Genomic DNA, 14,800 nt, shown 5'->3' on the forward strand with positions numbered 1-14,800 from the left:
CTTGTTGCGACTTGCAGTTTATTATTATTTATATTGCTTGAAGCAATATACGGGCTTTAGGTGTTATGAGGAGCTATCTTAAAAAGATGCTTTATGAAGGTTGAGGTAGCTTGCTGAATGGAGATTATAATATGGCAAAAGTAATTGGTATTGATTTGGGGACAACGAACTCTTGTGTGGCTGTTATGGATGGCAAAAACGCAAAAGTTATTGAAAACTCAGAAGGAGCGCGAACAACACCTTCCGTTGTTGCCTTTACTGATGGGGGGGAGCGGCTTGTTGGGCAGCCTGCTAAACGGCAGGCGGTGACAAATCCTGAAGGGACAGTTTTTGCAGTTAAACGTTTGATAGGGCGCCGTTTTGATGACCCTATGGTTGAAAAAGATAAAGCGCTTGTTCCTTATAAAATTGTTAAAGGTGACAATGGTGATGCATGGGTTGAAGAGGCGGGAAAGAAATATTCTCCGTCACAAATTTCAGCTATGATTTTGCAAAAGATGAAGGAAACAGCAGAATCTTATCTTGGTGAAAAAGTTGAACAAGCCGTTATTACGGTTCCTGCTTATTTTAATGATGCGCAACGTCAAGCCACGAAAGACGCAGGTAAAATTGCTGGACTTGAAGTTTTACGGATTATTAATGAGCCAACTGCTGCTGCTTTAGCTTATGGTTTGGACAAAAAGGACGGAAAAACAATTGCTGTTTACGACCTTGGTGGTGGTACATTTGATATTTCAGTCCTTGAAATTGGAGATGGCGTTTTTGAAGTTAAGTCAACCAATGGGGATACGTTTTTAGGGGGTGAAGACTTTGACATGCGCTTGGTCGGTTATTTTGCCGATGAATTCAAAAAAGAACAAGGAATTGATCTGAAAAATGATAAACTCGCTTTACAGCGCTTAAAAGAAGCGGCAGAAAAAGCAAAAATTGAGCTTTCTTCGTCACAGCAAACAGAAATCAATTTACCATTTATCACGGCAGATCAATCAGGTCCCAAGCACTTAACAATGAAATTGACTCGGGCAAAATTTGAATCTCTCGTTGACGATTTAGTGCAGCGTACCATTGAACCTTGTAAAGCTGCGTTGAAAGATGCTGGATTAAAGGCCGGTGAGATTGACGAAGTTGTTTTAGTGGGTGGAATGACACGTATGCCCAAGATTCAGCAAGTTGTGCAGAGCTTCTTTGGTAAGGATCCACACAAAGGCGTTAATCCTGATGAAGTGGTCGCAATGGGTGCTGCCATCCAAGGAGGTGTATTGCAAGGCGATGTCAAAGATGTGTTGTTGCTAGATGTAACACCTTTATCTTTGGGTATTGAAACCTTGGGTGGGGTTTTCACACGCCTTATTGAGCGCAATACCACTATCCCGACGAAAAAATCGCAAGTTTTTTCGACAGCTGATGATAACCAGAGTGCTGTGACGATTCGTGTTTTTCAAGGTGAACGGGAAATGGCAAGTGATAATAAGTTATTGGCTCAATTTGATCTTGTTGGTATTCCTCCAGCCCCACGTGGTATACCTCAAATTGAAGTTACTTTTGATATCGATGCGAATGGTATTGTTAATGTTTCGGCCAAAGATAAGGGAACAGGTAAAGAGCATCAAATTCGTATTCAGGCATCAGGTGGTTTAAGTGATGCTGATATTGAAAAAATGGTAAAGGATGCAGAAGAGCACGCGGCTGAGGATAAAAAACGCCGTGAAGGTGTTGAAGCTAGAAATCAAGCGGAGGCTCTTATTCATTCAACTGAAAAGTCGCTCAATGAATATGGCGATAAAGTATCAGCTGAAGAAAAGGGACAGATTGAAACAGCAATATCTGATTTGAAATCTGCGCTTGAAGGCAGTGATACGGAAGAAGTAACAACAAAGATGCAAAAATTAGCAGAAGTCAGTATGAAGCTTGGACAGGCTATGTACGAAGCCTCACAAGCAGCGAGCGCTGACACTGAAACAGAGGCAAAGAATGATGATGTTGTTGATGCTGATTTTGAAGAAGTTAATGATAAGAAGAAATAGTGTCAGCATATGTGTTGATTAATTGATAAACCCGGCCTTTGAAATATAAGGCTGGGCTTTATTATTTGAGATAAGTTGCAACTTTGTTGCTAAAAATATAAATTAAAAGCAATATTATCCATAAAGATGGATGACAGAAAAATTATCAGGAATACATGATGAAGGTTGACTATTATGAAATTCTTGGCGTGACTCGCGAATGTGATGATAAAAAGTTGAAATCTGCTTTTCGTAAGTTGGCAATGCAATATCATCCTGATCGCAACGCGGGGGATAAAGAGGCAGAGCGAAAATTCAAAGAAATTGGCGAAGCCTATGAAGTTCTTAAAGATCCCCAGAAGCGTGCTGCTTATGATCGATTTGGCCATGCGGCCTTTGAAAATAGCGGTGGTCAAGGGGGAGCAAATCCCTTTGGTGGTTTTGCTGCTGGTGGTGGATTTGCGGATATTTTCGAAGACTTTTTTGGTGAGATTATGGGAGGGACACACCGTAAGCGTGGTGATAGTCGCGAACGTGGCGCAGATTTGAGTTATAATATGGAAGTGACTTTAGAAGAAGCATTTTCAGGAAAAACTGCAGAAATTAATATTCCCAGTTCCGTTACGTGTGATGTTTGTGAAGGATCAGGAGCGAGAAAAGGCTCTAAGCCGCAAGTTTGTGGAACATGTCATGGATCTGGTCGTGTGCGTGCTGCACAGGGGTTCTTTTCTATTGAGCGGACATGTCCTACATGTCATGGACGTGGTGAAACTATTACGGATCCATGCCCCAAATGTCAGGGGACACGGCGTATAGAGAAAAAACGTTCATTAAGCGTAAATGTTCCAGCTGGTATTGAAGATGGAACGCGTATTCGCCTTTCTGGTGAGGGTGATGCTGGTATTCGTGGTGGCCCCAATGGTGATCTTTATATTTTCCTTTCCATTAAACCGCATGAGTTTTTTCAGCGAGAAGGAGCAGATCTTCACTGTCGCGTTCCTATTTCAATGGTAACAGCTGCTTTAGGAGGAGAGTTTGAAGTTTCCGACCTTGATGGTGTTAAAGCACGCGTTAAGATTCCAGAAGGGACACAAAATGGACGTCAATTCCGCCTTAGAGGCAAAGGTATGCCCATGTTGCGCCGTCAGCAAGCAAGGGGTGATCTTTACATCCATATCACGATTGAGACACCGCAGAAATTAACGCAGGAACAACGTGAATTGTTGCAAAAATTTGAGAAACTCTCAAATCATGAAAATTCACCGCAATCACATGGTTTTTTTTCACGTATGAAAGAATTTTTTGAAAATATTTCTGGTTAAAATTATGTGAATGTTCTCAGAATAATTAGAGAGAACTGTGGGAAAGTTATTTTCATTAAGCTTTCTATTGTCTCATTATCTTTGAAAAGCATTTTTTCTTGAAAAGAAAAGAGAGAGACAGCTAATTTAGGATAAACTCCTGCTGCTGATAGTTTTTATATTTCATGAGTTTTATGGATAAGTCTTATTTTTGAGTGTCTATGACATTTTAAAAAGGGCTTATCCATATAAGAACGCAATTGAGTGATTGATAATAAATATTGCCAGTGTCATGATAACTGCCTTTATGCATTCAGTATTTTTGGTGTTTATTTTTTCACTCAAAATTTCTTTTTAAAGGCTCTATAATAAAACTATAAAATAGGTAGCGGCTTGCCAAGAAACGCTAAATAAGCTGTTAGGCAATCCATCTTTTTCAAATAAAGTATCAACTTCTTATAACCGATTTTATTTTTGGCATTTTTCATAGTTTTAATCACTGCTTCCTTTAAAATAAGGGTTATTTTGTTCGGAATAGCTTTTACATGCCTCATCTTAGCTTTTAGCAGTAATCATGTCTTTTTAGATGCGGATTTAGTTTTGTATTTCTGATGTCATAAACAGTTTTTCCAGATAATAAAAACGCTATAATCAAGTTTATTTTGTTCCAAAGAAATTGTGGAATGAGATAATGTGTGTTGAATGCTAAAGAAGACATAACAAAACACTTTTCGATATATCTCTCTTGTGGGGAAACAGATTCGATGGAATTCACTTAATTGAATTTATTGGCATAATAAAAAGTTGGTGGGAAGATAGAGGAAGTTACCTTTAAAAAGAAAAAATAAATACAATAAAAAATAGCACAATATGCTTAGAAAACAGCACGATATATTGTTGAAATTGATTGGTGATATGGAAAGAGAAATTTACGAAATGAATCTTTTTTCATAAAATAACATAATTAAAAGAATTAAAAATTCTACAAAACATTGAATAATTCAAGCATGTATCGCTATGCAGAAAGAAAAACTTAATGACCGATCATGAAAAATGAGAAGTTTTATAAAACCTTACGAAGAGAGTAATCTAAACAATTAAATGCTTTTACGAAGATGCTTCTGAAGAGTTATCGAAATAAAGTCACAATATATGATAATTTTGCAAAGCCTTTTTTCGATTTTACGATATAAAAAGATAAATTATGATTATAAATCAACTTATTATGATTCTCCATGAGGAGCGTTCAATTGACATTTCCTCATGTTTAATGATTGAGAAAAAGTCAAATTTTTAAAACCAAAGTTATAGTTTATTGGGATAAGCTATAAAGCAGTTGAGTGATTTCTTATCTTGGGAATATGTTAATTTTATTATTATAAGAAACTTTATTTTTATCTTACAAAATCAATGGTTGTATATATTCCTATTCATTGTTAAGTATCCATAGGGATAAACTAATGAGTTGAATGTACGGCTTAGCTTCAAAATTTTGCTTTTCAATTTTATATATAAGATCATAAAATAATGACATTTTTTTACGTCTATTTTGTTTAATTTTTCGCTGTCAATTTTTAAAGGAAGTTTTTTGTATTTCATTTTGCTATTCCTTTTTCGTAATTTAGAGGAAAATTGACGATTTTCAGGGGAGGGGGTGGATAGAGTAAAGTTTGGTTTTATTGTTTTCACTTTTCCTAAATTTCATTAAGAGATGGTAAAAAGTGATGAGGAGGCTCTATTGATGGATGATGCTAAAAACGGTGATGTAGATGTTTTGGAAAAACAAGCAGCATTTTTATCGTCTGCTTTACCTTATATGCAAAAATATGAAAATGAAACGGTCGTGGTAAAATATGGCGGCCATGCTATGGGTGATCCTGCTTTGGGGCGAGCATTTGCGCGTGATATTGCTCTATTAAAGCAATCGGGGATCAATCCTGTTGTTGTTCATGGTGGTGGGCCTCAAATTGCTGAAATTTTAATGAAAATGGGGATTGAATCACGATTTGAAAACGGACTACGGGTAACCGATGAGCGGATCGTTGAAGTGGTTGAAATGGTTTTAGCGGGTTCCATAAATAAAGAAATTGTTGCTCTCATCAATGCTGAGGGTGAATGGGCAATAGGATTATGCGGCAAGGATGGCAATATGGTTTTTGCCGAAAAGGCTTATAAAACTGTCATTGATCCTGATTCGCATATTGAACGTGTTTTAGATTTGGGGTTTGTTGGTGAGCCTGTTGAAGTTGACCGCACATTGCTAGATCTTTTAGCATCTTCTGAAATGATACCAGTTCTTGCTCCTGTAGCTCCAGGACGCGATGGTAAAACTTATAATATCAATGCTGATATTTTTGCTGGAGCTATTGCTGGTGCATTAGAGGCTAAACGCCTTTTATTTCTCACTGATGTTCCTGGTGTTTTGGATAAACAGGGTAAACTTTTAAAAGAATTGACAGTTGCTGAAGCTGAGAAATTTATTAAAAATGGGACAATTTCAGGAGGCATGATTCCAAAAGTAGAGACTTGTATAAAAGCCCTTCAAAATGGCGTGGAAGGTGTTGTCATTTTAAATGGTAAAACTCCTCATTCTGTTTTACTAGAGCTGTTTACCGAACAGGGAGTTGGAACGCTTATTGTTTCATAAATTGTGGGGAAAATTGGAAGAGAAAGTTTTTCATGGTGAATCTAAAACAGTTTAAATATCCTTTATTAAGTAAGCCAGAATTGGCAATATTTACTGCGACAATATTGTGGGGCGTTACATTTTTAGTCATTCACATTGCGGTACGCTATAGTGGTCCTCTGTTTTTTGTTGGATTTCGTTTTATTGTTGCATCTCTTATATGTGGGGTAATTTTTTGGCGCTCTATAAAAGGTATAACTGTTTATGAAGTTTTCGCTGGGATGGCGATAGGTTTAGCCATGTTTTTTGGTTATGCTTTTCAAGCAGCTGGACTTCAAACAATTATTAGTAGTCAGTCAGCTTTTATCACAGCGCTTTATGTACCGATGGTTCCAATCTTGCAATGGATTGTTTTTAAAAAACCTCCCCGTTTAGCTTGTTGGATTGGTATTATTTTCGCTTTTATTGGGCTTGTATTTATTTCAGGACAAAAGCCGGGAAATTTTGATTTTTCAAAAGGCGAAATTTTAACTTTGTTAGGCGCTTTAGCGATTGCTGGAGAAGTCATACTCATCGGAATTTTTGCGAACAAGGTTGATAGTCGGCGTGTAACCATTATTCAGTTATTTTTTAGTGGTTTTTTTTCATTTGCTTGTATGCCTTTGATGGGTGAAAGCATCCCTGAATTTTCGTGGGTGTGGTTTAATATTGGTATAGGATTGGCATTAATGAGTGCCATCATTCAATTAGCTATGAATTGGGCACAAAAGTCTATTTCCCCTACGCGTGCGACACTCATTTACGCAGGTGAACCGGTATGGGCTGGTATTGTTGGGCGTTTGGCTGGCGAACATTTATCTCCCTTAGCTTTATTGGGCGGTTTGCTTATTCTGATTGGGATAATTGTGGCTGAATTACAACCTTCACAATGGCGTAAAAAAAATAAAGCAATTAAAAAAATTGATTAGCTATACATTTTTTTATTATGATTTTATTACATGAGATTTTTGCTTGTAGAGTTTTCATTTTTGGAGCTTTTTTAATACTAAGATGATTAAGAAGTTCTATAAATTATTCCAGCTTTTGCATGCCAAAGTGGAGAAATAGTATGCTTCTATCTGTTTGTCAGATTTCTGAACCGGGCAGACAACCTTCATTGAGCCAAAGCATGAGGTGATATAAAGGTAAAAATTAACGCTCATCTTTAAATTCGGCTTTAACAACTTTCAAAAACATCTACGGTAATGTTTTTGAATAATGAAAATTACGCACTGTCGCACGTTATTTCTTTTGTCCTTTAATAGAGTTACGCTTCTCACGCAAAATAGAACGCCCAAAGTATCCCCATAACGTTGTACATTAAAGCGTTTTTTAAAAGATAATTTTCTCAATATACATCATATTCATTGACGGTTTGCATGAAGTATAGAAAAACCACAGAGCATCATCATTTTACTTAAAATAAAAGGCACGAGCATTTTCTTTATCTGTTCTCAATATTACGACAGCCTTTGGCATTTAAAAGAGAGAGGCATTTTTACTCTTTTCTTAAACGTTCTTATCCATACACTAGCCCTGTTTTATAATGGAGAGGCAAAAAAATTGATTGATTCACTATGAGAAGATTTAAAATGAGAGAGGCTCGCGATATTCAGAGTTTTCATTTAAATTGCAAAACAATAAACGATCATTATAAATCAATGCGTTATCCAATGAATCGAAGAGGATTGGTGTGTTTTATATTTAATGGAGGAAGGAAGGAGTTGTATAAAAAGTATATAAAACATCACTCAATAGAGCATATTTCTAAAGTTTTAAAAATTGAGAAAAAACTCCCTCGATATTCATATTATTTTATATAAGATTACTAAAAAAGCAGATTATTGCGTACAAATAAAAAAGCATTTCTTGCGAATTTTATTGCAAGCCTAAGTGATATACACGCACATCATATAAATATGATAATACATTGATTTATAATTATAAGCATTATTCACATTGAATTAGAACCCTGAATACCGTAAAATTTTCTCACGTCAAATCATTTTCATGTTAAATCAATCCAAATCACTTGCTTACACGTCACAAGTGGGTGGGGGCATGTGGGTAAAGACTGTACAAGAAAGGCATATCTCTTATAAACTTTTTCAAGTGTAAAGGATCGTCGCAATATTGGAGATTGGCAAAGTGTGTGATGGTGCTAGCTTACTACAGCATATGAGTTATCAAATAAGATGCGAAAAGATCATTTTAGCAGCCTTGGATTTAATTTAGCAAATAAAGCCTCATTTTTTAGGCTATAAAAAGTTGTGTTTTGAGAAGCTTTTTAGGTTTATATTCTTTTGATAGAAGCCGGAGCATAATTGGTCTTTGCGTTTTGTATTATTCTTTGCTAAATCGCCTTATATGACAATAGATCGTAATTATATTCGTAATTTTTCCATCGTGGCGCATATTGATCACGGCAAATCCACTTTAGCTGATCGTTTGATTCAAATAACAGGTGGGCTTGATACACGTGAGATGAAAGAACAAGTACTCGATTCCATGGATATTGAGCGTGAACGTGGAATTACTATTAAAGCACAGACGGTACGTTTACACTATAAGGCAAAGAATGGTGAAACCTATATTTTAAATCTTATGGATACACCAGGTCATGTGGATTTTGCTTATGAGGTTTCGCGTTCATTGGCAGCTTGTGAAGGTTCTCTGTTGGTGGTGGATGCAAGCCAAGGCGTAGAGGCGCAGACGTTAGCAAATGTTTATCAAGCCATTGATAATTCCCATGAGTTGGTTGTTGTTCTCAATAAAGTTGATCTTCCAGCAGCAGAACCTGAGCGAGTTAAAGAACAAATTGAAGATGTGATAGGCATTGATACATCTCAAGCAGTAGAAATATCAGCAAAAACAGGTTTGGGTGTTCCTGATGTTTTGGAGGCAATTGTTGCACAATTACCACCTCCACATACAGGTGATGTTTCAAATCCCTTGAAAGCAATGCTGGTTGATAGCTGGTATGATGCATATCTTGGTGTCATTGTTTTGGTACGGGTGATAGATGGTATTTTAAAAAAAGGCCAAACCATTCGTATGATGGGTACAGGTGCAAAATATCCAGTTGAGCGCGTTGGGGTGTTTACACCTAAAATGGTACAGGTTGATGAATTAGGACCGGGCGAGATTGGTTTTATCACTGCTTCTATCAAAGAGGTAGCAGATACACGGGTTGGGGATACGATTACTGAAGAGCGCCGTCCTTGTGAAAATGCTTTACCTGGTTTTAAGCCTGCGCAACCGGTTGTCTTTTGTGGACTTTTTCCAATTGATGCTGCCGATTTTGATGATTTGCGTGCAGCCATGGGCAAATTACGCTTAAATGATGCGAGTTTTTCTTTTGAAATGGAAACATCTGCGGCTTTGGGGTTTGGTTTTCGCTGTGGCTTTTTGGGACTTCTGCATCTTGAAATTATTCAAGAGCGATTAGAGCGTGAGTTTAATTTGGATTTAATCGCGACAGCACCTTCGGTTGTTTATCGCATGAATATGAATGATGGTTCTGTTAAAGAGTTGCACAATCCAGCGGATATGCCTGATGTGGTTAAAATTTCTTCCATAGAAGAACCGTGGATTCGGGCGACAATCATGACTCCTGATAATTATCTTGGGTCAATTTTAGAGCTATGCCAAGAGCGGCGCGGGGTACAGGTTGGGTTATCCTATGTTGGAACCCGTGCTATGGTAACGTATGATTTACCACTGAATGAAGTTGTTTTTGATTTTTATGACCGGCTAAAATCAATCTCAAAGGGTTATGCTTCTTTTGATTATCAAATGACAGATTATGCAGAAGGTGATTTAGTTAAAATGTCTATTTTAGTGAATGGAGAGCCTATTGATGCATTATCGATGCTTGTTCACCGCACGATTGCAGAAAAGCGCGGGCGTTCCATGTGTGAAAAACTGAAAGATCTTATTCCCCAGCATATGTTTCAGATTCCAGTTCAAGCGGCTATTGGTGGTAAAGTTATAGCGCGCGAAACGATTCGTGCTTTGCGTAAAGATGTAACAGCGAAATGTTACGGGGGTGATGTTACGCGTAAGCGCAAACTTTTGGAAAAGCAAAAAGAAGGCAAAAAGCGGATGCGCCAATTTGGAAAAGTAGAAATTCCACAATCGGCATTTATTCAAGCGCTCAAAATGAACAAATAATGAAAAAAGGGGTATTTTCTCTCATTGATTGCGCTTTTGCTTTTGTTGATTGGTTCAGGTGTTTAAAGAACACTTTTAAATAGAATTGCGTCGTGCTTCATGTTCTTGTGTATTGCATAATGGTGTCACTTTCTCACGTAAAACAGAATGCTTTAAACAAAATACATTTATGTTGCATATTGGCGTGCTCGTTTTCGTAAATCATCACTCAATACATCAAACTCCATTTCACAACGGGGGATGTAACAAAATATAATGTAAAATACACTGTGAATGATATAAAATCCATTTGGCATTACCGCTTTTACGCGTCAGAAAGGTGCAAAGCGCACCCATCATACTCTTTTTCCGCTCAAAATATTATGACAGTCCTTATCACTTGAGAGAATTCATTAAAGGTATTTCACTCTTTTCTTGAAGTGTTTCTTACCCACATACCAACTGTGTTTGTAACGAGCAAGGAAATGATAGTGATTGATTCACTATGAAAGGATTTGAAATGAGAGAATCCTTGTATTCGAGGTTATTATTCAAGTTAAAAAACGATGAAATATTATTATGAATTAATCTTGTGTCTAAGAACGTAAAAGATCATTAATAGATGTTTTTTCTCGTGTTTTTTGATCAACGCGTTTTACAATAACAGCACAATAAAGGTTTGGGCCTGCTTCACCATTTGGTAAAGGTTTTCCGGGGAGAGAACCTGGTACAACCACTGAATAGGCTGGTACTTCACCAATAAAAATTTCACCTGTTGTACGGTCAATAATCTTTGTTGATTTTCCAATAAAGACTCCCATTCCCAAAACAGCACCTTCACGGATAATACAGCCTTCAACAATTTCAGAGCGAGCACCGATAAAGCAATGATCTTCAATGATTGTTGGATTTGCTTGCAGTGGTTCTAAAACACCTCCAATACCAACACCGCCAGAAAGATGGACATGTTTACCAATTTGTGCACAAGAACCAACGGTGGTCCATGTATCAACCATTGTGCCCTCATCGATAAAAGCACCAAGATTGACAAAGGATGGCATCAATATAACATTGGGTGCAATGTAAGCAGAATGACGTACAATGGCTCCAGGAACGGAACGGAAATCAGCACTTTTAAAATCTGCCTCTTGCCAACCAGAGAATTTTGAAGGAACTTTATCCCACCAATGTGTCCCATTGATTCCACCAGTAATAATTTGCATAGGATTAAGCCGAAAAGAGAGTAAAACCGCTTTTTTCAACCATTGATGAACATGCCATTGTCCATTTTTTTGTCGTTCTGCAACACGGATTTCACCTTTATCAAGAAGGTTCAATGCATGTTCAACACTCTCACGTATTTCGCCTTTTGTGGTAGTATCGATAGAATCGCGATCGTCAAAAGCTTGTTCGATAATAATTTCAAGTTGTGTGATATGGGTCATGACGAGAGTTCCGTTAAACAAGTTGAAAGCTTCAAGATTTATTCTCTATGAACTACGCGAAGAAATGTGTTCAGTCAATAAAACGATGAGGAAGTAGGACAGGTGCATGAAAAAAAGCTGTAAAGAAAAAAGAAAAAGGGAGCAAGAAAACTGGACGCCACTTCTCCATACGAAGGATGCTCTACAACAGATCCATAAAGTCTCTAATTCAGCACAGGTGCGTTCGTCTACTTATCGTTTAGCCTATATCGATCAAGATTTTATGATGCGTCCAGAGCTGCGTTCACAACGTATTAGTCTTGAATTTTTAAAGCCGGAAATAACCCTTAAAGAATATGATATTCAATCAACAGTTGTTTTATTTGGTGGTGCGCGTATTCCTGAACCTGGGCAAGCAGCGTGGGCTGCAAAAAATGAAATACAAAAGAAAAATTTGCATGCTATGTCACATTATTACGATGAAGCAAGAGAGTTTGCGCGTTTGTGCTCACTCTATTCTGCTACGACACAATATCGTGAATTTGTGGTTGTTACGGGGGGCGGACCAGGAATCATGGAGGCGGGAAATCGTGGTGCTTGTGATGTTGGTGCCCCAACGATTGGCTTGAATATTATTTTACCACATGAGCAAGAGCCTAATTCGTATGTGTCGCCGCATTTGTGTTTTAATTTCCACTATTTGGGGATGCGCAAAATGCATTTTTTAGTACGAGCGAAAGCCCTAGCCATTTTTCCAGGAGGATTTGGAACTCTGGATGAACTGTTTGAGACATTAACTTTAGTACAGACGGGGCGTATGAAACAGGTACCAATTTTATTGTTTGGCAAAGAATTTTGGAGCAATACTGTCAATTTTGAGTATCTGTCTGCACAAGGTACAATTTCTCCTACTGATATTAATTTTGTGAAATTTGTTAATACAGCAGCAGAAGCTTTTGAAGAAATTCGTTCTTTTTATAAACTGCCTTAACGACTTTTGAGATGCTCACTCTTGAAGGATAATTAATACTCTACTTTGGTTAAATAAAGTCCTGAGGGGGGGGCAACAACACCACAACGTTTACGATCTTTAGCATGAAGAGCTGTTTCGAGATCTTGAGCTGTCCAACGTCCAATACCCACTTCCATGAGGCTTCCTGCGAATGAACGGATTTGATGATGAAGAAAAGAACGAGCTTGTGCATAAAGGAAAATTTCTTCACCTTCTCTTTGAATATCGAGACGTTCAAGGGTGCGAATAGGGCTTTTGGCTTGGCAATGTGCTGAACGGAAAGTTGTAAAATCATGTTGTCCTACAAGCTTTTGCGCAGCTTCATGCATGGCTTCAGCATGAAGAGGTTTTGGTATCCACCACACGCGTTTGGCATTTAAAGCTGGTGGAGAGCGACGATTAAGTATTTTAAAAAGATAATGGCGTTTTACAGCGGAAAATCGTGCATCAAAGTCATCAGGGACATTTTCTACATTTAAGATTGAAATCGCCTCTCCCTGTTTACGTAAAAGAGCATTGAGCGCGTCACGCACAGTATGGGAGAGCCAGTTTTTTTCAAAATCAACATGCGCAACTTGTCCCGTAGCATGTACGCCCGCATCGGTTCTTCCTGCTGTTGTTATGGTCAATTGTTGTCCACTAAAGCAAAAAATTGCTTGTTCAAGAGCTCCTTGTATCGTGTGAAGTTTTGCTTGACGCTGCCAACCAGCATAATTTGAACCATCATATTCAAGAGTGAGTTTAAAACGTGGCATCTTAAAAAACAGCAGAAATATGAGCACCTCGCAAAAAGGTTGCGCACTCAAGAATTTTACCGCCAGATCTTTGGAGAGAGGTTATTTCTATCCGTCCTTGCCCACAATGGATAATCAAAGAATCTGGTTCTATCCGTCCAATTTCAAGAGAAGGACCTGTTGTTAAACGACTATCAAGAATTTTTACACGTTCTTCTCGTCCACCGATATTCATATTGCACCAGCAACTAGGAGAGGGAGAGAGCGCGCGAATATGCCTATGAATAAACTCTGCAGGTTTTGTCCAATCAATGCGGGTCTCTTCTTTTCTAATTTTGGCGGCATAGGTGATGCCTTCTTCTGATTGTGGGGTCAGTTTAAGTTGTCCTTTTTCAAGAGTGGATAAAGTCTCTACCATAAGTTCTGCGCCAATATGTGAAAGTCTGTTTGAAAGCTCAGCAGTGGTGGTGTTATCAGTAATGGGGATGGAGCGAGAAAGAGCGATAGGCCCCGTATCAAGTCCTTCATCCATTTTCATGATCATGATACCTGTTTCTTTATCACCAGCCATAATTGCTCGTTGAATAGGCGCAGCACCACGCCAACGTGGTAAGAGTGAAGCGTGGGCATTAAAACAACCAAAACGTGGCGTTTCGAGAATAGCTTTGGGTAAAAGGAGTCCATAAGCCACCACAATAGCAGCATCAACAGAAAGTGCTGCAAATTGCTCCTGTTGTTCGATTGTTTTGAGTGTTTGAGGCGTGAAGACAGGAATGGATTTTTCTTTTGCTACGGTGTGAACAGCGGAGGGGATTAATTTAAGTCCTCGACGTCCTGCTGGACGAGGGGGTTGACTATAAACAGCAACAACATCATGACCTGCATCCAATAAAGCATGTAAAATAGGAACAGAAAAATCTGGTGTTCCCATAAAACTTAATCGTAAAGCCATTACAAAACTGCTTCCTGCATGTTTTTTTCTTTTGCGCGTTTTTTAAATTTTCGTATCACCATATCGCGTTTGATCTTTGAAATGTAATCAATAAAAAGGCGCCCATCTAAATGATCAATTTCATGCTGCAAGCAAGTTGCTAAGAGATCGTCTGCTTCAATTTCTGTTTGTTTTCCTTCACGGTTCTGATAGCGAACACGAAGGCGTTTAGGACGTTCAACCTCTGCAAAATAATCAGGAATAGAAAGACAACCTTCTTTGTAAATATTACGCTCATCTGAAAGCCATAAAATTTCAGGGTTGATAATAACAAGTGGTTTTTTCTGCTCATCTTCAGAATTTCCAGAGACATCTATAACCAACATACGTAGCGGTATACCAATTTGAATAGCAGCAAGACCAACGCCTTTAGCATTATACATGGTTTCCAACATGTCATCCGCAAGTTTTTGGAGAGCTGAATCGACCTGCTCAACAGGTTTGGACACTTCCCGTAAAATCGGATCAGGTAAAGTAACTAAAGATCTCATTGGCATAAGTAGAGATTAATCAATGGT

At 38.1% G+C, this 14,800-nt stretch carries 10 protein-coding genes; 6 read left to right on the forward strand and 4 right to left on the reverse strand.

The window, feature by feature from the left end; translation table 11 throughout:
• Nucleotides 1–131 precede the first annotated feature (131 nt).
• The 5 genes from dnaK to lepA all read left to right on the forward strand — a co-directional run bounded on the left by dnaK (nt 132) and on the right by lepA (nt 10,142).
• Entirely contained in the window at nt 132–2,024 is a 1,893-nt protein-coding gene (gene dnaK / locus ACFIMK_RS05760) for a molecular chaperone DnaK (RefSeq protein ID WP_273790233.1), read from the forward strand.
• 158 nt (nt 2,025–2,182) lie between these two features.
• The gene (dnaJ, locus tag ACFIMK_RS05765) at nt 2,183–3,325 is read left to right on the forward strand and encodes a molecular chaperone DnaJ (protein ID WP_375611466.1); all 1,143 of its coding nucleotides are present in this window, start codon (nt 2,183–2,185) and stop codon (nt 3,323–3,325) included.
• A 1,720-nt stretch (nt 3,326–5,045) separates the two neighbouring features.
• A complete protein-coding gene (gene argB, locus ACFIMK_RS05770; protein WP_375612884.1) occupies nt 5,046–5,951 on the forward strand; it encodes an acetylglutamate kinase in 906 nt (301 codons plus the stop codon).
• Between the two features lie 32 nt (nt 5,952–5,983).
• Nucleotides 5,984–6,898, forward strand: a complete 915-nt coding sequence (locus tag ACFIMK_RS05775) for a DMT family transporter (RefSeq protein ID WP_273790236.1) — start codon at nt 5,984–5,986, stop codon at nt 6,896–6,898.
• Nucleotides 6,899–8,336: 1,438 nt separating this feature from the next.
• On the forward strand, nt 8,337–10,142 hold the full coding sequence (gene lepA / locus ACFIMK_RS05780) for a translation elongation factor 4 (protein WP_375682874.1): 1,806 nt from the start codon (nt 8,337–8,339) through the stop codon (nt 10,140–10,142).
• 575 nt (nt 10,143–10,717) lie between these two features.
• Here lepA and dapD read toward each other — a convergent pair.
• Complete coding sequence (dapD, locus tag ACFIMK_RS05785) at nt 10,718–11,566, reverse strand: 2,3,4,5-tetrahydropyridine-2,6-dicarboxylate N-succinyltransferase (RefSeq protein ID WP_375611393.1); 849 nt, start codon at nt 11,564–11,566, stop codon at nt 10,718–10,720.
• Nucleotides 11,567–11,672: 106 nt separating this feature from the next.
• Here dapD and ACFIMK_RS05790 point away from each other — a divergent pair, with 106 nt between their 5' ends.
• A complete protein-coding gene (locus ACFIMK_RS05790) occupies nt 11,673–12,536 on the forward strand; it encodes an LOG family protein (RefSeq protein WP_375611394.1) in 864 nt (287 codons plus the stop codon).
• A gap of 32 nt (nt 12,537–12,568) precedes the next feature.
• Here ACFIMK_RS05790 and truA read toward each other — a convergent pair whose 3' ends face one another.
• The 3 genes from truA to def are packed head-to-tail and all read right to left on the reverse strand — an operon-like array spanning nt 12,569 to nt 14,779.
• The gene (gene truA, locus ACFIMK_RS05795) at nt 12,569–13,312 is read right to left on the reverse strand and encodes a tRNA pseudouridine(38-40) synthase TruA (protein WP_375612809.1); all 744 of its coding nucleotides are present in this window, start codon (nt 13,310–13,312) and stop codon (nt 12,569–12,571) included.
• A gap of 1 nt (nt 13,313) precedes the next feature.
• On the reverse strand, nt 13,314–14,243 hold the full coding sequence (gene fmt, locus ACFIMK_RS05800; RefSeq protein WP_375620855.1) for a methionyl-tRNA formyltransferase: 930 nt from the start codon (nt 14,241–14,243) through the stop codon (nt 13,314–13,316).
• On the reverse strand, nt 14,243–14,779 hold the full coding sequence (def, locus tag ACFIMK_RS05805; protein WP_375620854.1) for a peptide deformylase: 537 nt from the start codon (nt 14,777–14,779) through the stop codon (nt 14,243–14,245). The genes fmt and def overlap by 1 nt, the downstream gene beginning before the upstream one ends.
• Between the last annotated feature and the right edge of the window lie 21 nt (nt 14,780–14,800).

It is taken from the genome of Bartonella sp. AP280QHHD (assembly GCF_042196125.1).
Taxonomy (GTDB): Bacteria; Pseudomonadota; Alphaproteobacteria; order Rhizobiales; family Rhizobiaceae; genus Bartonella.

Coding starts and splice junctions, on each gene's coding strand:
- dnaK (WP_273790233.1), top strand. CDS start 132: ATGGCAAAAGTAATTGGTATTGATTTGGGGACAACGAACTCTTGTGTG.
- fmt (WP_375620855.1), bottom strand. CDS start 14,243: ATGGCTTTACGATTAAGTTTTATGGGAACACCAGATTTTTCTGTTCCT.
- lepA (WP_375682874.1), top strand. CDS start 8,337: ATGACAATAGATCGTAATTATATTCGTAATTTTTCCATCGTGGCGCAT.
- argB (WP_375612884.1), top strand. CDS start 5,046: ATGGATGATGCTAAAAACGGTGATGTAGATGTTTTGGAAAAACAAGCA.
- ACFIMK_RS05775 (WP_273790236.1), top strand. CDS start 5,984: ATGGTGAATCTAAAACAGTTTAAATATCCTTTATTAAGTAAGCCAGAA.
- def (WP_375620854.1), bottom strand. CDS start 14,779: ATGCCAATGAGATCTTTAGTTACTTTACCTGATCCGATTTTACGGGAA.
- ACFIMK_RS05790 (WP_375611394.1), top strand. CDS start 11,673: ATGAAAAAAAGCTGTAAAGAAAAAAGAAAAAGGGAGCAAGAAAACTGG.
- dnaJ (WP_375611466.1), top strand. CDS start 2,183: ATGAAGGTTGACTATTATGAAATTCTTGGCGTGACTCGCGAATGTGAT.
- dapD (WP_375611393.1), bottom strand. CDS start 11,566: ATGACCCATATCACACAACTTGAAATTATTATCGAACAAGCTTTTGAC.
- truA (WP_375612809.1), bottom strand. CDS start 13,312: ATGCCACGTTTTAAACTCACTCTTGAATATGATGGTTCAAATTATGCT.